Below are 18,470 nucleotides of genomic sequence, written 5' to 3'. Positions count from 1 at the left end.
AGGAAGGCCCCACCCGAGTCGAATCAATTGCGGGCCAGGTCCTTATCGGACCCCGCGTTGGTGCCGGCGGAAGCCATGGCGTGCGGGACCGCCAGGAGGGCAACCACGGCAAGGGCACCCGCTGCTGCGAAGACGTAGTAACCCCACGGGTAGGCGATGCCGGCGGCGACCAGGCCGCCTGTCACGGCAGGTCCTGCGATGGCGCCGACGCGGCCCACGCCGGCAGCGAAGCCGAGTGCCGTTGCGCGCAGGCGGGCCGGGAACAACTGGCTGACCCAGGCGTAGACGAGGACCTGGGAACTGAAGACGAACACTCCTGTGACGAAGACGAGGGCGTTCAGCAGGACCGCGTTGTCCACCTTGATGCTCAAGAGGCCAAGGCACACCGCCGAAAGGCCAAACCACAGCAACACGACGGGCTTGGTTCCGTGCTTGTCAGCCAGGACGCCGGCGATGATGAGACCGGCAACAGCGCCGAGGTTCAAGACAAGGAGCAGGGAAAGCCCTGCGCTTACCGGATATCCAGCGGAAGCCATCAGTTGCGGAAGCCAGGTGTTCAGCCCATATACCAGCAGCAGCCCCATGAACGACGCCGCACCGATCGCCGCGGCAATCAGGGGGTACGGCTTCTTCACCAGGTTCCGGAACCCGGTCTGCTCCTCTGTCCGGGCAGCCCGGGCGGCGGGCAGGGTCTCGGGCAGCTTGAACCACAGGAACGGCAGGAGGATCAAGCCGGACACGCCTCCCACCACGAACATGATGCGCCAGTCCGGAATGACGATCATCGCCAGGAACGCGGTGGCCACCGCACCGACGTGGTACCCGGTCATCGTGCGGGTGGTTGACCTACCGGCGGAACCTGCAGGGGCATAGTCGTTCATGTAGGCAAGGGCTGCCGGCAGGCATGCCCCAAGCCCGGCCCCGGCCAGAAGCCGGAGGGCGCCAAACACGGCAACGTTCGGGGCCCACACCACCGCGAGGGTAAAGAGCGAGAACCAGAGCACGCAGGCAACCAGCAGGTTCCGGCGCCCGAAGCGGTCCGAGAGCGGGGCGATAAAGAGCGCCCCCAGGCCCACGCCCACGAGGGATATCGTGGCCACGAAAGTAGCGCCCACCGCGTCAAAGCCAAGCTCGCCGGTCTTGATCAAGGTGGGAATGACGGTGCCGAGCACCACGAGGTCAAAGCCGTCCAGGACCATGGCCAGCCAGCAGAGCCACACCGGCCAGCGGGAAGGACGGGCGGAAGGGGAAGTTGTCATGGAATCCTCATTGATTTAGGGAAAAGAATGGAAGCAGGCCCGGTCGAGAGTTTTGCCACAACTGGTTGTGACTCGCGGCATACTTTTCGCCCACAAGAGTACAGGCTTGTTCAATGAACGCACAAAAGTTCGCTAGCCGAACAGTGGTGTTCCTAAACTCGGCGGCCGGTAGTCTCGGCTCATGACTGGCTTCCGTCGTCGGACCTTCCTCGTAGGGGCAGCCGCGGCAGGTGCCGGCCTCGCCGCCTGCGCAGGGGTGCCGCCAAGCGGCCAGCCACAAGAAAGAGCAACGGAGGACCCCATCAACGAAACAGCAGTCCAGCGGCACCGGTACCAGTACGGCGAAGACCCGAGCCAGTGGGGTGAGCTGTTCCTTCCCGAACTGTCCGACGGCGGGAAGCATCGCGGCGTTGTGGTGGTCATCCATGGCGGCTACTGGCGCTCGCGGTACGGGGCCGAGCTCGGGGAGCCGCTGGCCCGGGACCTGGCCACCCGCGGGCTGGCGGCGTGGAACCTGGAGTACCGCCGCGCGGGAAACGGCGGCGGCTGGCCGCACACCTTCCAGGACACTTTGGCGGGCATCGACAAGCTTGGCGAGCTCGCCGGTCCGCATTCCCTGGACCTGAGCAGGGTGGTGGCGCTGGGCCATTCTGCCGGCGGCCACCTGGCGGTGTGGGCGGCAGGGCGGGACCGGTTGGGCGGGCTGGGGCTGGAGGCCGAGCACTTCGAGGCCGGCGCGGGTACTGACTGCGTCCGTCTCACCGGGGTGGTGAGCCAGTCCGGTGTGCTCAACCTGGCTGAAGCCGAAAGGCTCAACCTCAGCAACGGTGCGGTGGCCAACCTGCTGGGCGGGCCGTCGTCGGACTCTCCTGGCCGTCACCGGTACGCGGATCCGATGGCAGCGTTGCCCCTGACCGTTCCCATTTACGCGGTACACGCCACGGAGGACGAAGACGTGCCGCTCAGCATGTCCTCGTCCTACGTTGAGGCGGGCCGGACCGGGTCCACTCCCGCGCAGCTGGTCATGGTGCCCGGGGACCACTTCGCATTGATCGATTCCGCAGCACCCGCATACGTAAGGTGCCGGGAACTGGTCCAGGAGCTGCTGCGCTGACACGAACTGCTGCGGGAGCCTCTTCTCTGGCAAAGTATGACCATGCTCACTGTTATTGGCGAAGGCCTTGTTGACGTTGTCCAGCGCGCCTCAGGAATTGAAGCGCATGTGGGCGGAAGCCCGTTGAACGTCGCGGTGGGCCTGGCCCGCCTTGACCACCCCGTGCAGTTCATCGGCCGGTATGGCCGGGACGCGTACGGCGATTCGGTCGCGGCACACCTGCGCGCCAGTTCGGTAATGCTTCCGTTGGGTCCCGATGAGCTGCCCACCAGCGTGGCCACCGCCCTGATCGACGACGACGGCGCCGCCACCTACACGTTCGACCTCACCTGGGAGCTCCCCGGCATCGCCGACCGGCTTGCCTTTATGCTGCAGGGCACCACCCTGCTGCACACCGGATCGATCGCGACCATGCTGGCGCCGGGCGCCACGGATGTCCTCGCCACCGTCGAATATGCCCACCCGCATGCCACCATCAGCTTCGACCCCAACTGCCGGCCCAGCATCATCACCGACGTGGACTACGCGCGCCGCCACGCGGAGAAGTTCGTGTCCCTGGCGGACGTTGTGAAGGCGTCCGATGAGGACCTCGCCTGGCTCTACCCGGACCTTGACGTGCTGGACGCCGCGCGCCGCTGGTTGTCCCTAGGCGGGCCGGAAGGGCCGGCGATGGTGGTGGTCACGCGCGGGGCAGACGGGCCGTGGGGAGTGTGCCGGGCAGGCGAGGCCCAGGTGCCTGCTCCCAAAGTTGAGGTGGCAGACACCGTGGGCGCCGGTGACTCCTTTATGGCAGCCCTGCTCTCCGGACTGGTGGACCGCGGCCTGGATGGCGCCCAGAACCGCAAGGACCTGCGTGAGGTTCCCGCTGAGGGCTTGGCTGAACTTTTGGCGCACGCGGCCAAGGCGGCAGCAGTCACGGTGTCACGGCCCGGCGCCAACCCGCCCACCAGGGCTGAGCTGAACGGCGCGTCCAGCGAGTAAAGCGCCGCCCGCCTCAGGGCCGTACTCTTGCTCCTGCCATCCGTCCCATGGATATCAGCTATCCCAAATCCATGATTCCCGGATAGTCCAAGGGTTGTCGTCGGCTTAAATCCCTAACGCTCTCTCACTTAATGGGCTTAAATCGCCAACGCTCTCTCACTTTCTTGTGGAAAGCGAGAGAGCGTTGATAGGGATGCCACAGTAAGTGAGAGAGCGTTGGCGAAAATGGCGCGTTAAGTGAGAGAGCGTGCCAGCCGCTGTGTTACTCCTTGCCGAGCCCCGCGGCCGAGGTCTTCTCTCCGGAGACGCTGTTGAGGGCACGAAGGTCGAAGATGCCGTTGATGTCCGCCTGCTTGGTGGTGCCGGCCGTGACTCCGTCGGCCAGGAGCTTCTGGTACGTCCCGGCGAGCGGGTCAACGGTGAACACGATGTTCTTCAGCGACCGGTCGATGACGTCCGCCTTCAGCTCTGCACCCGCGGCTTCCTTGAGGGCTGCGTTGATGACGCTGGCCTTCTCGCCGTCGGCAGCCTTGTTCAACCACTCAACCGACTTCACGTGGCCCTTCAGCAGCGCCTTCACGGTGTCCGGGTGGTCGGCGGCGAACTTCTGGTTCACGATCAGGATGGTGGTGGGGAACTCGCCCGGCTTGCCGGACAGCGAGCCGTCCCACAGGTCCTTTTCGTCCACCAGCACCTTGGCGCCGGCGGTGAGCACCAGGCGGGAGGCCCAGGGCTCAGGCAGCCACGCGCCGTCGAGCTTACCGTCCTGGAACAGCTTCAGCGTCTGGGCGTTTTCGGTGGGATTGATGGCGACGTCGCCGCTGCCGTCCACATTGGTCTTGTAGCCCTGCGCGGTAAGCCAGGCGCGGAGGGCCACGTCCTGCGTGCCGCCGAGCTGCGGGGAGGCGAGGGTCTTGCCCTTGAGGTCTGCTGCTGAGTTGATCTCCGGCTTGACCACCAGCTGGGCGCCGCCGGCCGCGGCGCCGGCGATGATGTTGATCGACTCCCCGCCGCTCTTGACGAACGAGTTGATGGCCGGGTTGGGCCCGATGTAGGTTGCATCGATGGCGCCGGCGTTCAGGGCCTCGATCGCGGCGGGGCCGGCATTGAACACTTGGGTGGCCAGCTTTGTGTCGCCGAGTTCATCGGCAATGTGGCCCTGGCTGACGCCGACAAGGGCGGGGGCGTGGGTCACATTGCCGAAGTAACCAAGCTTCAGTTCGGCGGCGGGGTTTCCCGCAGGTGCAGCGGCCTCCTGGACCGCTGCCGGGGTGCTGTTGTTGTTGACGGCGGAGGCGACGGCGGCGCCCCCGCCCACCAAGGCCAGGATGCCGGCGGCGATGCCGATCTTCAGGCCGAGCGGGCGCTTGGGAGTGGCTGACTGGCCGGCGACGATGCGGGTGGAGCCCGGCTGTTCCGGACTCTTGCTTGAGGGGTCTGACATTGGAAGTTCCTTTGCTGGGACGGATGCTGAGTTGAGATTACGGAGCACCCGGCAGCGCCACAATCATCACCGTAGCGGGCGTTCACGCGACGTCGCGAAGGCGCAACAGGGCGTAGCGCAGCGTCAAGGAACGACTCGGGAAGACACAGAACAAGGCTTACGACGGCGTCGCCCGGCTCAGCGGGCGCGGTACGTCTGGCGCGTGGATAGGGAGCGCCTGCGGATGAAGTATTCCGCTACGGCGAGGTTGATCGCCCAGGCCGCGCCCATCAGAACGGCCCTCGTTGTGACGTCCGGCGGGCTGGCGAGGAGTTCGGGCACGATGAGGATCAGGGCCTGGGTTCCGGCGCCGAGACCGATGGCGTACGCCCTGGCCATCCACGCACCGTGCCTCGTGAAGTCGCGGCGCAGCACTGCGCGAAGTCCCAGGATCAGGCTCACTGCCATGGCGGAGCCGAAACCGAGCCGAAGGACGAGCAGCAGCTGCCCGTCACTGGGCGGCAGGGTGTAGAAGACTGCCATCCATAAGCCGGACAGCGCCGCGAGCAGGCCGGCGGGCAGGAGGATCCGGCCGGCGATGCTGTGCCAGCGGCGCCGGCGAAGCGACGGAACGAACTGGAATGCTCCCAGCAGGGAGTACACGGTGACACTGACGATATGGATTACCACCGGCGCGGGAGAGTCGAAGAACCTGGCGTTGCGCTCCGTCACTGCCGCTCCACCGGTCAGTTCGGTCAGCCGGGCGGCGCCGGCGATCACGGGGATGAGGCTGAGGAAGATCAGGCCGGCGGGAATAAGCCACTCCGGCCGCTGCCGGCGTGCAGTGGCCGGTGCCTTCCCCGGTGCACTGTGCCTTGTGGTTTGCATTGACCTGCTCCTCTTGTTGCCGGAGTGCCTATCCTCAGGAAGCAGACCGCAAGGGCGCCCTTCGGAATCAGGTGTACGGCGTACACCTTTAGGACCAAATGTAGGTGTACGCCGTACACTAGTCAAGGGGTGCAAGGAAACGGAAGGACCAATGGCATGAGCAGGCAAGGCCCGGTGCAGCGCGTGCGCCTCAACCGCGACCGGGTGCTGCAGGCCGCCGTCGCGCTCGCTGACGAGATAGGGATCGGGCCGCTGAGTATGCGCAGGCTTGCCCAGGAGCTCGACGTGGTGCCCATGGCGCTCTACAAGCATGTGGCCCACAAGGATGAACTTCTCGACGGCATGGTCGACGTGATTATCGCCGAGATCGATCCGCCGGCCACCGGCCCGGGCTGGAAGGACGTGGTCCGGCGCAGGATTCTTTCAGCCCGGAGCGTCCTCCAGCGGCACCCATGGGCCCGGCAGGTCCTCGAAACGCGCACCAACAAAACGCCTGGCGTCCTCGCCTACATGGACTCCTTCATCGGGATGTTCCTCCTTGACGGCGGCTTCTCGGTGGACCTGACCCACCACGTCATGCACGCCATCGGCAGCCGCATGTGGGGCTTCACCCAGGAGCTGTTCCAGGAGCCGGCCGAGCCAACAGACGGAACGGGGGCGGAGCCGGACGAGGCGGCCCAGCAGGCAGTGCTCCAGGAGATGGCCAGGCGCTACCCGAATATCCTGACAATCGCGATGGCTTCCGCCCACGATCCGGACGCCGTTGTTGGGCAGGGCTGTGATGACCAGTTTGAATTCGAGTTCGCGCTCGACCTGCTGCTGGACGGCATCGAGAAACTGCACGCCCAGGGTTGGACGTCTGCGCGGGCGTAAGGCCGGAACTGCTTAAACACAAGGGAGTGGCACCGCGCCCTTCGCTGAAGGCGCAGTACCACTCCACTCTTTGTTGTGTCGGGTTTAGCTGCCGGCGGCTGCCGGCCTGGACTCCCGTACCGCCGGCGGCGTGAACCTTGCCCCGGTGTCCGGGAACGCGGGCACTTCGATGCGTGCGTGGGTGTGGACTTCCTGGACCGTCCGGCGGGTGTGTTCGGCGATGTCTTCCATGGTGGCCACCCACATGCCGTCCATCCCCTTCACCCGTTCAATCAGCCTTTCCAGGGCCACTGCTTTTGAGGGCCGCCCGGAGATGAAGGGATGGTTGGTGAGGACAAAACAGCTGCCCTGGGCATGGTGTGCCTCCGCTTCGAGCGTCCACATCTCGAGGACCTTGGCCGGGCTTTCGATGACGCCGCTGCCCGTGACGCCGGGGTAGAAGGCGTACTGCTCCCAGTCGTCCAGGGCCCAGTCGACGGGGATTTCCACGATGTCCCGGGTGTCACCCGGGGCGACGCTGAAGCGGTAGGGGGCGTCGCCGTCGAGCAGGCTCGAATCGTAGAGAAAGCCGCGGTCCGCCAGAAGTGCCGGTGAGTGCCAGTTCAGCTCCCACCATGGTGCCCGGTACCCCACCGGCTCTACTCCCGCGGCCTTGGCCAGGGCCTCGACTCCACGGTCGATGTAGCGTCCCTCCGTTGCGGCGTCGATTCCCTGCATTGGCTCGTGCAGGTAGCCGTGGTGGGCCACCTCATGCCCGGCGTCCACGATGCGGCGGACGGTGTCCGGGTAGCACTCGGCCGTGAAGCCGGGGACGAAGAACGTGGCGCGGATGTCCTGCCGCTGGAGGATCTGCAGCAAGCGGGGGACTGCCACCTTGGGCCCGTAGGACTGGTGGGTCATCAGGGACATCCGGCTGGTGCTCTTGGGGTCGTGGGCGATAGTGCAGGATTCGGCGTCGACGTCGAACGTGAAGGACGCTGCTGCCCGCTTGCCTTCCGGCCAGGTGATGGGGTGGGCGGCGTCGGGGAATGCTTCAAGAGTCATGCGGGGAATTCCTGTCGTAACGGGGTGCGGCGGTTCAGAGGGTCCGGTTCAGAGTGCGGCGGGTGTGCCGGGCTGGGCAGCGGCACCCGTCAGCTCTGTGGGCAGGTGGCGGTGGGCAGATCCCGGGGTGGATTCGATGAATTTGCGGTGCATCCTCGGTCCAAGGATGGCGTAGCTGGTGGCGCTGGCAAGGCCGCCGGCGAGCCAGGACAGGTCCCAGCCGCCCAGGGCCACGGCGATGGGGCCCTGCATGGCGGGGACGAGGCCGTACATAAACAGCCAGGTGGCGAAGATGCCCACCAGGAGGGAGGTGATGCCTGCCCAGTTGACGCCGGGGAGCCGCCGGGTGCCGACGCCGTCGAACAGCCTTTCAGGGTTGCCGGGCCAGCGCTTGTCGATCCAGAAGTAATGGACCAGCATGACGCCGCCCCAGGCAGCGACCCAGGCGACGAGCCCGATGAGCCAGGCGTCGAGGACTGCTGCGAAGTCCTCCTGGAAGATGAAGAACACGACGGCGGCGAGCGAGAAGACGCCGACGAACAGGTTGAGCTTGCGGCGGCTGATGGTGATGTCGAGTGCCTGGGTGGCAACTGAGAAGGTGTAGATGTTGAGGATGTTGGTGGCTATGGGGCCGTGGAGCACCATCAGCAGTACGGGCAGCGCGAGGACTCCGAAGTTCTGGACGATGAGCTTGCCGGGGTCGATTTCGCCGCTGTTGGTGGCCAGGCTTGCGCCCAGGACACCGAGCCAGACGACGGGGATGAACTGGCCCAGGACCGATGCCAGGTAGACCTTTTTCTTGGGCACTTCGGTGCTGACGAACCGCGAGTAATCTGCGGCGTAGGTGAACCAGGTGATGCCCCAGCCGATGCCGATGGCGGTCATCACGGCACTCATCGCGGCAATCCGCTCCGAGCCTTCCAGGATGTTGCCGGTGGGGCCGGCGTAGCCCCAGTTGATGTCCATGCCGAACCACGCCACGGCGGACATCACGGCCAGGATGACGATGGTTGGCGGGACGGTCCATTTTTCGAAAGCCGCAATTGCCTTGTAGCCAAACCAGGCGATGGCTACCTGGGCGGCCATGATTCCGGTGGCGACGGCAATCTTCCAGCCGTAATTGGCGGCTGTGGGATCCACCCAGCCGAGGGTGCCGAAGAGCGCCATGACCAGGTCCAGGATGATCCAGGTGTTCACGGCGCACCAGCCGATCACCAGGAGTGCCTGGATGGCTGCCGGGAGGTAGTTCCCCTGCCTGCCGAATGCGGCCCGGGCGAGCACCATGCCGGTGGCGCCGGTCTTCTGCCCAAGGAGGACGAAGCAGCCGAAGAGCAGCATGCCGATCAGGTTGCCCAGTACCAGGACGGTCACGGTGTCCGCGAAACCCAGCCCCAGGTGGATTCCGAGGGCGCCCAGTACCCAGTTGATCGGTGCCAGGTTGGCGCCGGCCCAGATCCAGAACTGGCCGGAGACCTTGTGCGTGCGCTGGGATTCGGGAATTGGCTGGAGCCAGGCTTCGACGTCTTCCGTGTGAACGGATTGCTCGGCTCCTGGGGCTGTGGGTGGTTGTTGCATCGGGGCCTCTTCGTTGAGGGGATGGGGATTCTTCAAGATTATGTGTCGGGGGCCACATCCACCATCTACAATGTGTCTTGAGCTTTCGCCTTCTCTATGACGGAGTGTCATGCCTGTTCGTTTGGAAGATGTCCTGCGGCATTCGAGCGTTGTTGCCGCGGATCCCGTGGTCCGTGCAGCGGCGGGTGTGGTTTCCCAAACCCAGCTTCGGTGGATCCACTCCAGCGAGGTCCTGGACATTGCCTCGCTGCTGGGCGGCGGGGAGCTGCTGCTGACCGGCGGCCAGGCCCTGGCGCTGGCTTCCGATGAGCGCCGCACGGGTTACGTCCGGGATCTGGCCGAGCGTGGGGTAGCGGCGCTCGCCATCGAGACCGGCAGTGTGCTGCCGTCCATCCCCTCCTCGATGATTTTGGCTGCCGAGGAAGCCGGGCTTCCCCTAATCGAGCTTCGCAAGGTGGTGCCTTTCGTGGCGGTCATGGAGGCTATCAACTCACAGCTTGTTAGCCAGTCCGCCGCCCAATTGCAGCAGGCCGACCAAGCCAGCCACGCCATGGCGGTGGAGCTCGCACATGGAGGCAGCCTGGACCGGATTCTGGCCGTCCTTGCTGCGGCCACGGGTGCAGAGGTGGTGCTCACCTCTACCGCCGGGATTACTTTGGCGAGTGCGGAACCTGCCGGGGAGCGTGAAGCATCCTTCTCCTTGGATGGCGTTTCCGGCGAGCATCGGAGCACCGTCCATATTGAAGTGCCCGTGCGGGGGATTCCCTCCGCCCGCCTGGCACTGCAGGTACGCGGCGGAGCCGACGTGAACCTGGCGCGGATCGCCGGCAACCGGTCCGTGGACATCCTGGCCCTTGCCTTGCTGCAACGGATGCCTCCCGGCTTGAAGGAGATGGCCGGCGCTGCCTTGATCCGGGCCGTTGATTCCGGCAAGCAAAACTGGCGGCTGCAGGAACTGGCTCCCGCCGCAGGTATCCCTGTCTCTGCTCAAGTGGTGGCGGTGGTTATGCGCTCCTCCGCTTCGCAACAGCTCCGGCGGCAAGTGGAGCACCTCCTGGACCCGGGTGGCCAGCACGGTGCTAGTTATGCGGACAACGCGGAGCTGCTGGCCCTTGGCGTCCTCCGCTCCGGGAATGCCCAGGATGAGCGGCAAAAAATCGTGGCCGGCCTGCAGTCGTTGGAGGTACCGGAGGGAACTGTGAGCGCTGTCGGGCCCATTGCCTCGGGTATTTCCTCCGCCCCGTGGTCCCTCGCCGAGGCGAGGCTCACGCTGGAACTGGCTGCCGACGTCGGACGCGTCGGTTTAGGGGGACCTGCACCTGGGCGGGTCCTTGATGCCCAGGCATTCGCCGTGGAACGGCTCGCAGTTCATTCCATGGACGAAACCCTGCGCCGTGACTTCGTGAGCCAGCAGCTCGCCGCCGTCCTTGAGCACGACGCCCAGCGCCAGTCCAAGCTGGTGGAGACACTGCGGGTCTGGCTGGACTCCGGGTGCAACACCGCCCAGGCTGCAAGGGAACTGCACGTGGAGCGGCAGTCCATGCACCAGCGGCTCCAGCGGATCTTCTCCCTCTGCGGCGGCGACCCCCGCGGAACGGGCCGCCTCCCCGCCCTGCACCTGGCCACCCGCCTCGCCGCTCTCCAGCCCAAATAACCCCTGCGACGCTCTCTCACTTGATGCGGTTTTTCCGGCGTCCCTCTCTCACTTGACGTGGGTTTTCCAGGGACGCTCTCTCACTTAACGTGGGTTTTCCGGCGACGCTCCCTCACCCGCCGACGCGCAACGGCAGGCCTGTGGATAACTTCTGCGGCGTCCTGCCCTGAGAAGGCACAATGCCAGCATGCGAAAGCAAGATTTCCTGCCGCCACCGTTGGCAGAGGCTCCTTTCACCTTCGGTTCGGCCAGGGCGTCCGGCGTCACCCTGGACAGGCTTCGCCGCAAGGATGTGGTCAACGTGGGTCGCGGTCTTTATCGCCCGGCGGATTGGGACTTTGATCTGGAAGGTGCCGCCAGGGCGTTATCCGCTGCCTCGCCCGGCGCTTGGATTTCACACGTGACCGCGGCCCGGCTCCGGTGTCAACTGCTGCCACCGTGGCTGGCTGATTCCACGGAACTGCATCTCAGCAAGCCGCGGGCGCTGCCGTCGGTCCGCCGGAAGGGCATATTCGGGCACACCGTGCTGGCCCTTGAGGATGAGGCTGAAGTGGTTGACGGCATCAGCCTGAGCACGCGGTCCCGTACTTGGCTCGACCTGGCACGGGTCTTGCCGCTCAATGACCTGGTGAGCATGGGTGACGAACTGATCCGCATCCCGCGGGTGGATTTTGAGGGAAGGACGCAGCCCTACGACACCTTGGCGGGGCTTCGCATCCTGGTGGGCCGCCACCCGAATCTCCAAGGCATCGTCAGGGCACGCGAAGCGCTAGATCTGATGCGGGTGGGTGCGGACTCCGCGCCCGAATCGCTGCTCCGCCTGGCCATCGTCAGCGCGGGCCTACCCGAGCCCGAACTTCAGGTGCCCTTGCGCGCGGGACACGCCATGTCGCCGTCGGCCGATCTCGGCTACCGTCATCGGCGCCTTGCCATCCAGTACGACGGCGGGCATCACCTTGGCGACGCGCAGATCCTCAGCGACAGGCGACGGGACAAAGCCTTCGAAGCAGCCGGCTGGACCGTCCTTGTTCTTGACAAGGACGACCATGCTGACGGTTTCGAAAGAGCAGTACAACGCATCAAACGCGCACTTCGGAAGGGCTGGCTTGACCACCCGCAGGCATCAGGGTTTGCCAGCGGCGACTGAGGGTCGGCAGAAATATGCCTCATGACGAGAAAGACTCTTAACGCCGTGGCGCTCCCTCACCAAAGGTGAGAGAGCGCCACGGAAAGACCCACGTTAAGTGAGAGAGGGTCACACGAAAACACACATTAAGTGAGAGAGCGCCACGGAAAGACCCACGTTAAGTGAGAGAGGATCGCGGGAAAACGCACGTTAAGTGAGAGAGCGTCGGTGGGGGGCTAGCGGAGCACCACCGTCCGGTTGCCCTGCAGGATGACCCGGCCCTCGCAGTGCCAGCGCACCGCGTTGGAAAGGGCCTTGCACTCGGTGTCGCGGCCGGCTGCCACCAGCTCTTCGGGTCCGTAGGTGTGGTCCACTTCCACCACCTGCTGGGCGATGATTGGCCCCTCGTCCAGTTCCGCGTTGACGTAGTGTGCCGTGGCGCCGACGGTCTTCACACCGCGGGCGTACGCCTGGTGGTACGGCTTGGCGCCCTTGAAGCTGGGCAGGAACGAGTGGTGGATGTTGATCGCCTTCCCGTCCAGCTTGCGGGTCAGGTCGTCGCTGAGCACCTGCATGTACCGGGCCAGAACCACGAGTTCCACATCGAACTCGTCAACCAGTTCCAACAGACGCGCTTCGGCAGCAGGCTTGATGTCAGGCGTGACCGGCACGTGGAAGAACGGGATGCCGTGCCACTCCACCAGCGCCTGGTGGTCTGTGTGATTGGAGACCACGGCCACCACGTCCACCGGCAGTTCGCCAATGCGCGCCCGGAACAGCAGGTCGTTGAGGCAGTGCCCGAACTTGGACACCATGATCAGCACTCGCCGCTTGGAACCGTGCCGCTCCAGCCGCCAGCGCATCCCGAAGCGCTCCGCAACGGGGCCAAAAGCGGCCCGCAGCGTGTCCGCGGTGGCGGCATCGCCGTCGGACGCAAAATGCACCCGCATAAAGAAGTGCCCTTCGGAGCGCTCACCGAACTGCTGGTTGTCGATGATGTCGCAGCCGTGCTCCAGCAGGAAGCCGGAGACGGCGTGGACAATGCCAGGCGATTCGGAGCAGTCCAGCGTGAGGACGTGCTCCACCGTGGTGGGGGGAGTTACAGCAACATTTTCAGTCTGGATGGCAGTCATGGCTCAGCACTCGATTACGTTGACGGCAAGGCCTCCGCGGGAGGTTTCCTTGTACTTGGTTTTCATGTCGGCTCCTGTTTCGCGCATCGTTTTGATGGCCTTGTCGAGGGATACCTTGTGGCTGCCGTCGCCGTGCAGGGCAAGGCGGGCGGCGTTGATGGCCTTCACGCTGGCGATGGCGTTGCGCTCGATGCAGGGGATCTGCACCAGCCCGCCCACCGGATCGCACGTCAGGCCCAGGTTGTGTTCAATGCCCACCTCGGCGGCGTTTTCCACCTGGGCAGGCGTGCCGCCCAGCACTTCGCAGAGCCCGGCGGCGGCCATGGAGCAGGCGGAGCCCACTTCGCCCTGGCAGCCCACCTCGGCCCCGGAAATGGAGGCGTTGATCTTGAACAGGATTCCGACGGCGGCCGCGGCCAGCAGGAAGCGGACCACGCCGTCGTCGTTTGCGCCGGGGACGAACTTCACGTAGTAGTGCAGCACTGCCGGGACGATGCCGGCCGCGCCGTTGGTGGGTGCGGTGACGATGCGCCCGCCGGCGGCATTTTCCTCGTTCACGGCCAGCGCGAACAGGTTCACCCATTCCATGGCCCGGAGCGGATCGGTCACGCCGGTGTCCGCCGTCAGGGTCTGGAATAACGACGGCGCGCGGCGGCGGACGTTGAGCCCGCCCGGAAGGATTCCTTCCGCGGCGCAGCCGTTGTCCACGCATTCGCGCATGACCGCCCACAGCCCCAGCAGCTTCTCCCGGAGTTCCGCTTCGGTCCGCCAGACCAGCTCGTTGGCGAGCATAACGTCGGAAATGGACATGCCTTCGCGTGCGCAGATCTCCAGGAGCTCGTCCGCGCTGGCGAACGGGTAGGGGAGGACGGTGGAGTCGGCAACCACCCTGTCGCCGGCGTCGGCGTCCCCGTCAACAACGAAGCCGCCCCCAATGGAATAGAAGCTCCGTTTGCTGAGGACAGCCCCCGTGTGATCGAGCGCGCGGAAGGTCATGCCGTTCGGGTGGGCCGGGAGGGACTTGCGCCGGTGCAGCACCACGTCCTCGTCCCAGTTGAAGTCCACCCGGTGGTCGCCACCCACCCACAGTTCGGCGTCCAGGGCGGCGGCCGCCACCTGGTCATCGGCAGTGAAGGTATCCACGGTCTCCGGGTCGAGCCCCTTGAAGCCCAGGACCACCGCCTTGTCCGAGCCGTGCCCCCGGCCGGTAGCGCCCAGCGAGCCGAACAGTTCGGCCTGCACACGCCTGGTGGAGCTGAGGTGTCCGTCGCCTTTGAGTCCGTCGGCGAACAGCTTCGCTGCCCGCATCGGGCCCACCGTGTGTGACGACGACGGCCCGATGCCAACGGAGAACAGGTCCAGGACGCTGAGGGCCATTTAGGGGACCTCGGGGGAGGCGTACTCCCGCATGGCGTCAAGGAGCCAGCGGCCCAGGAAATCGGCGAACGACGCGCGGGGGAAGATCCGGAAGGTCTCCTCGCCGGTCTTCCACAGAACCACGGGGATGTTGCCGATCTCCGTGGACAGTGCCGTGCCGGCCTTCAGCACGCGGGGGTGCAGGTCCAGGGAGCAGCCCTTTTCCAGGACGGCGCGGGACCGGGGCCCGGTAAGTTCGAAGGTGGTGCGGTTGGCGGAGAGGTCCACCACCTGGCCTTCGCCGTCGCCGAGTGCTTCGCGGAGTGCCTGGATCAGGTCGCCGCCGAGGGACTCATGGGCTTCGGTGGGGGCCACCACCAGGAACTCTTCCGGCCCGAGCCACAGCACGGACGTGTCCCTGGTGCCGCTGACGGCGCCGCAGGCCGCTGGCAGGCCGCCGGTGACGGTGGCTACGCGCTGGCCGGCGTCGCTGGTCCGGTTGACCCGAAGACCCACCATGGTCAGGAAGGACACCTCGGACAGTTCCACCACGCCCGGGACGGAGCCGGTTTCAAACGCTGCCCGGAGCTGGGCGGCGGGGCTGACGCGGAGGGAGAGGTTCTTCTCGTAGGAGGTTGCGGTTGCTGCTGTTTCAGCCATCTTTGCGGGTCCCTTCGGGGTCAAAAAGTACGGTTTCGGCGACGACGACGTCCACGAGCTGGTCGCCGGCGGCAGCCACCAGGGTTTCGCCGATGCGGTTGCGGCCGTTCTTGATCAGTGCCAGGCCGAACGACCTGCCCAGGGCGGCGCTGTGGTAGCTGGAGGTGACGAAGCCTTCCATCGGCACCGGCCCGTAGGCAGGGTTGGTGGAGCGGCCCTTTTCCACAAGCTGGGTGCCTTCCGGCAGGCGCAGCGTCCCGTCCACCGGGAGCACGCTGACCAGGTGCTTGCGGTCCTCGCGCTGGGCGTCGGCCCGTGCGTAGGAGCGCTTGCCGATGAATTCCTTGGCCTTGGAAACGATCCATTCCATACCCGCGTCCTGCGGGGTCACGGTGCCGTCCGTGTCCTGCCCGACAATCGGGTAGCCCTTTTCGGCGCGGAGCACGTGCATGGTTTCCGTGCCGTAGGGGGTGATGTTGAACTCGGCACCGGCAGCAGCCACGGCTTCCCACGTGTTCAGGCCGTACCAGGACGGCACGTTGATCTCGTAAGCCAGTTCGCCGGAGAAGGAGATCCGGCAGACCCGGGCGCGGACGCCGGAGGCGAGGGTGGTTTCGCGGAACGTCATGAACGGGAAGGCCTCAGCTTCCAGCCCGCCGTTGGCGGCGAGTTCCGGTGCCACCTTTGCCAGGACCTCGCGGGACTTGGGCCCGACGACGGCAATGGTGCTCCATTGTTCGGTCACCGAGGTGCAGTGCACGTCCAGGTCCGGCCACTCGGTCTGCAGCCATTCCTCCAGCCAGTCCAGCACCTTGGCGGCGCCGCCGGTGGTAGTGGTCATGAAGTAGCGGTCTTCGTCGAGGCGCAAGGTCACGCCGTCGTCGAAGATCATGCCGTCAGCCATGCACATCACGCCGTAGCGCGCGGAGCCCGGCGCGAGCTTCTTGAACGCGTTGGTGTAGATCCGGTTGAGGAACTCACCGGCGTCCTTGCCGCGGATCTCGATCTTGCCCAGGGTGGTGGCGTCCATAAAGCCCACGGAGTCGCGGACGGCGGCGCACTCACGAAGTACGGCCGCGTCCATGTCCTCCCCGTCCTGCGGGTAGTACCAGGGCCGCTTCCACTGTCCGACGTCCTCGAAGAGGGCGCCCTTGGCCACGTGCCACGGGTGGATCGAGGTGACGCGGGCGGGGTCGAACAGCTCACCGCGCTGGCGGCCGGCAAGTGCTGCGAACGCCACGGGGGTGAAGGGTGCCCGGTAGGTGGTGGTGCCGATGTCGCCGATGCCGCGGGACGCTTCGCCTGCGGTGCGCAGTGCGGCGGCGATGACGCCGATCGCGTTGACGCCGGAGGTCTTGCCCTGGTCGTTGGCGGTGCTGATGGAGGTGTAGCGCTTGATGTGTTCCACGGACCGCATGCCGGCTCCGGTGGAGCGCAGCACGTCAGCCACGGACTGGTCGCGCTGGAAGTCCACGAAGTGGTGGTGCCAGTCGTCCGGGGTGCCCTGTTCGCCGGGGACCAGCCACAGCTGGCGGGTGGGGGCGGCGGCCTTCGGCTCGCTGAGCGGTGCGGGTTCGACGGCGGCGCTAAAGCCAGCTGCGATGGCCGCCTTGGCGCCGGCGGAGATTCCTTCGGCCAGGCAGTTTGCGGTGTTGAAGGAGCCGCGGCCGGAGCCGACAATCTGCTGGTTGGGGACCACGGTGCTGGGCACAAAGGCGGCCAGTTCGTCGTCCCAGCGCAGCTTGCCCTGCCGCTGGGAGTGCAGGTGGACCAGCGGGCTCCAGCCGCCGGAGACAGCCAGCAGGTCGCAGGCGATCTGTTCGATGCCCGAGGTGAGCTCGCCGTCGTCGTTAATGCTGCGGACGGTGACGCCGTCCAGGCGGCCATCGCTGCCGGCGGCGGTGTTGGCCACCGCGCTGCCGATCAGCACCCGGGTGCCGGCTTCGACGGCGGCGGCGGCCACTGTGGTGAGCTGCGGCCGGGCGTCCACCACGGCGGCGACCTTGACGCCGGCGGTACGCAGGTCAGCGGCCAGGGCGTAGGCGCTGTCGTTGGTGGTGCTGATGACCACGCGCTGGCCGGCGGCGACTGCGTAGCGGTTGAGGTAGCTGCGGACGGCCGAGGCGAGCATGATGCCCGGCCGGTCGTTGTTCTCGAACACCAGCGGGCGTTCGTGGGCGCCGGGGGCCAGCACCACCTGATTGGCACGGATGTGCCAAATACGCTGCCGGGATACGCCGGACGCGGCGGGGGAGGACAGGTGGTCGGTGCGGTTCTGGACGGCGATGACGTAGTTGGCGTCGTAGGCGCCGAAGGCGGTGGTGCGGTTCAGGACGGTGGATTCGGCGCCGGAGACGAGTTCGGCTTCGACGTCAGCCACCCATTCCTGAGCCGGCTTTCCTTCGATCGTTTCCGCCAGTTCCTGGGCCGTGGAACCGGACAGGAGCGATCCGCCCAGTTCCGGCTGGTCGTCCAGGAGCATAACACGGGCGCCGGTGCGGACGGCTTCGCGGGCTGCGGCCAGGCCGGCGGGGCCGCCGCCGATCACCAGGACGTCGGTGTGGACGTACTTCTTGTCGTACTCGGCGCGGTCTTCCTCGGGGTCCAGCTTGCCGAGGCCGCTCAGCAGTTCTGCCTGCAGGCCGTCCACCAGCGTGACGGTGGTGGCGGGGAGCATGGATTCGGCCACGTGCCCGGGGAAGCGCGGCTGCACCTTGACCAGGGCGTTGGATTCCTCCACGCCGGCGGACATGATGCCGCGGGGGCGGTCCTCGTAGAGGGAGTTGCCGGCGGCGATGCGGCCGTTGGCGAGCAGGGCCGAGGCGAGGGTATCGCCCGGGTGGCCCGTGAATTCCTCACCGTCCACCGTGAAACGCCAGGAGATGGTGCGGTCGATGCGTCCGCCGGCGGCGAGGCGGGCGTTGTGGGAAGTCACTTGGTTGCTCCTTCCGGGGCGGTGGTGCTGGCGGGTGTGGTGCTGGTGCCGGAAATGCTCGTTCCGGACGTGCTGGGTGCGGCGGTCCCGGTGGTGGTGCTGTCAGCGGCGAGGCTGGCGGTGCCGGACTCGGGCGTCGTCTTGCCGGCGGCATCAGGCCGGGGCGTGCCCATGGGGTAGACGGCCTGGATGTCGTAGGTGACGGTGTCGCGGAGCATGTTGAACCACTGGCGGCAGCCGGTGCTGTGGAGCCAGCGCTCGGCGAAGGCGCCCTTGGTGTTGTCCCGGTAGAACAGGAACTCAGCCCATTGGCGGTCGGTCAGCTCGTTGGGGTTTTCCGGGTAGGCCACGTGGGCCTGGCCGCCGTAATGGAACTCGGTCTCGTCGCGGGAGCCGCAGTTGGGGCAGGAGATGAGCAGCATGTGCGTCTTCTTTCTAAAGTGCAGGTT

General features: G+C 66.3%; 15 protein-coding genes. 5 read left to right on the top strand and 10 right to left on the bottom strand.

Going from position 1 to position 18,470, the window contains the following annotated elements:
- Window positions 1-23: 23 nt before the first annotated feature.
- Window positions 24-1,259 (bottom strand): MFS transporter, encoded by a 1,236-nt coding sequence (locus tag AC5RV1_RS02500; RefSeq protein ID WP_493993409.1) that lies wholly within the window; start codon window positions 1,257-1,259, stop codon window positions 24-26.
- A gap of 181 nt (window positions 1,260-1,440) precedes the next feature.
- Between AC5RV1_RS02500 and AC5RV1_RS02495 the strand changes: the two genes are divergently transcribed.
- Both AC5RV1_RS02495 and AC5RV1_RS02490 read left to right on the top strand, forming a co-directional pair.
- Window positions 1,441-2,373 (top strand): alpha/beta hydrolase, encoded by a 933-nt coding sequence (locus AC5RV1_RS02495; RefSeq protein WP_493993408.1) that lies wholly within the window; start codon window positions 1,441-1,443, stop codon window positions 2,371-2,373.
- 42 nt (window positions 2,374-2,415) lie between these two features.
- Window positions 2,416-3,354, top strand: coding sequence for a carbohydrate kinase family protein (locus AC5RV1_RS02490; protein WP_493993407.1), 939 nt, complete (start codon window positions 2,416-2,418; stop codon window positions 3,352-3,354).
- A 262-nt stretch (window positions 3,355-3,616) separates the two neighbouring features.
- Here the strand turns inward: AC5RV1_RS02490 and AC5RV1_RS02485 are convergent, their stop codons facing one another.
- Complete coding sequence (locus AC5RV1_RS02485; RefSeq protein ID WP_493993406.1) at window positions 3,617-4,798, bottom strand: ABC transporter substrate-binding protein; 1,182 nt, start codon at window positions 4,796-4,798, stop codon at window positions 3,617-3,619.
- 177 nt (window positions 4,799-4,975) lie between these two features.
- On the bottom strand, window positions 4,976-5,665 hold the full coding sequence (locus AC5RV1_RS02480) for a DUF2306 domain-containing protein (protein WP_493993405.1): 690 nt from the start codon (window positions 5,663-5,665) through the stop codon (window positions 4,976-4,978).
- A 156-nt stretch (window positions 5,666-5,821) separates the two neighbouring features.
- On the opposite strand from AC5RV1_RS02480, the gene AC5RV1_RS02475 reads away from it, so the two are divergent.
- Window positions 5,822-6,538 carry a TetR/AcrR family transcriptional regulator C-terminal domain-containing protein gene (locus AC5RV1_RS02475; protein WP_493945716.1) on the top strand — a complete coding sequence of 239 codons (717 nt, stop codon included), beginning with the start codon at window positions 5,822-5,824 and terminating at the stop codon, window positions 6,536-6,538.
- Window positions 6,539-6,622: 84 nt separating this feature from the next.
- On the opposite strand, the gene AC5RV1_RS02470 is transcribed toward AC5RV1_RS02475, so the two are convergent.
- Complete coding sequence (locus tag AC5RV1_RS02470) at window positions 6,623-7,582, bottom strand: polysaccharide deacetylase family protein (RefSeq protein WP_493993404.1); 960 nt, start codon at window positions 7,580-7,582, stop codon at window positions 6,623-6,625.
- A 48-nt stretch (window positions 7,583-7,630) separates the two neighbouring features.
- Window positions 7,631-9,157: a purine-cytosine permease family protein gene (locus tag AC5RV1_RS02465; RefSeq protein ID WP_493993403.1), complete on the bottom strand. Its 1,527-nt coding sequence runs from the start codon at window positions 9,155-9,157 to the stop codon at window positions 7,631-7,633.
- A gap of 109 nt (window positions 9,158-9,266) precedes the next feature.
- Here AC5RV1_RS02465 and AC5RV1_RS02460 point away from each other — a divergent pair, with 109 nt between their 5' ends.
- Together AC5RV1_RS02460 and AC5RV1_RS02455 are read left to right on the top strand one after the other, a co-directional pair.
- Window positions 9,267-10,811, top strand: coding sequence for a PucR family transcriptional regulator (locus AC5RV1_RS02460; RefSeq protein ID WP_493993402.1), 1,545 nt, complete (start codon window positions 9,267-9,269; stop codon window positions 10,809-10,811).
- A gap of 187 nt (window positions 10,812-10,998) precedes the next feature.
- Window positions 10,999-11,958, top strand: a complete 960-nt coding sequence (locus tag AC5RV1_RS02455; protein ID WP_493993401.1) for an endonuclease domain-containing protein — start codon at window positions 10,999-11,001, stop codon at window positions 11,956-11,958.
- Window positions 11,959-12,173: 215 nt separating this feature from the next.
- On the opposite strand, the gene purU is transcribed toward AC5RV1_RS02455, so the two are convergent.
- Genes purU through AC5RV1_RS02430 form a run of 5 tightly spaced genes read right to left on the bottom strand, consistent with a single transcriptional unit; the run spans window position 12,174 to window position 18,443 of the window.
- Window positions 12,174-13,070 carry a formyltetrahydrofolate deformylase gene (gene purU, locus AC5RV1_RS02450; RefSeq protein WP_493993400.1) on the bottom strand — a complete coding sequence of 299 codons (897 nt, stop codon included), beginning with the start codon at window positions 13,068-13,070 and terminating at the stop codon, window positions 12,174-12,176.
- Window positions 13,071-13,073: 3 nt separating this feature from the next.
- Window positions 13,074-14,447 carry an L-serine ammonia-lyase gene (locus tag AC5RV1_RS02445; RefSeq protein WP_493993399.1) on the bottom strand — a complete coding sequence of 458 codons (1,374 nt, stop codon included), beginning with the start codon at window positions 14,445-14,447 and terminating at the stop codon, window positions 13,074-13,076.
- Window positions 14,448-15,086 carry a sarcosine oxidase subunit gamma gene (locus AC5RV1_RS02440; protein WP_493993398.1) on the bottom strand — a complete coding sequence of 213 codons (639 nt, stop codon included), beginning with the start codon at window positions 15,084-15,086 and terminating at the stop codon, window positions 14,448-14,450. It abuts the gene before it with no gap.
- A complete protein-coding gene (locus tag AC5RV1_RS02435) occupies window positions 15,079-18,021 on the bottom strand; it encodes a sarcosine oxidase subunit alpha family protein (RefSeq protein WP_493993397.1) in 2,943 nt (980 codons plus the stop codon). Before AC5RV1_RS02435 ends, AC5RV1_RS02440 begins: the two co-directional genes overlap by 8 nt.
- The gene (locus tag AC5RV1_RS02430) at window positions 18,018-18,443 is read right to left on the bottom strand and encodes a sarcosine oxidase subunit delta (RefSeq protein ID WP_493993396.1); all 426 of its coding nucleotides are present in this window, start codon (window positions 18,441-18,443) and stop codon (window positions 18,018-18,020) included. The genes AC5RV1_RS02435 and AC5RV1_RS02430 overlap by 4 nt, the downstream gene beginning before the upstream one ends.
- Window positions 18,444-18,470: the final 27 nt, after the last annotated feature.

This window comes from Arthrobacter sp. Hb9-2 (assembly GCF_059091165.1).
Note: the sequence above shows the minus strand (reverse complement) of the source record. Positions and strands in the feature narration are given on the sequence as shown.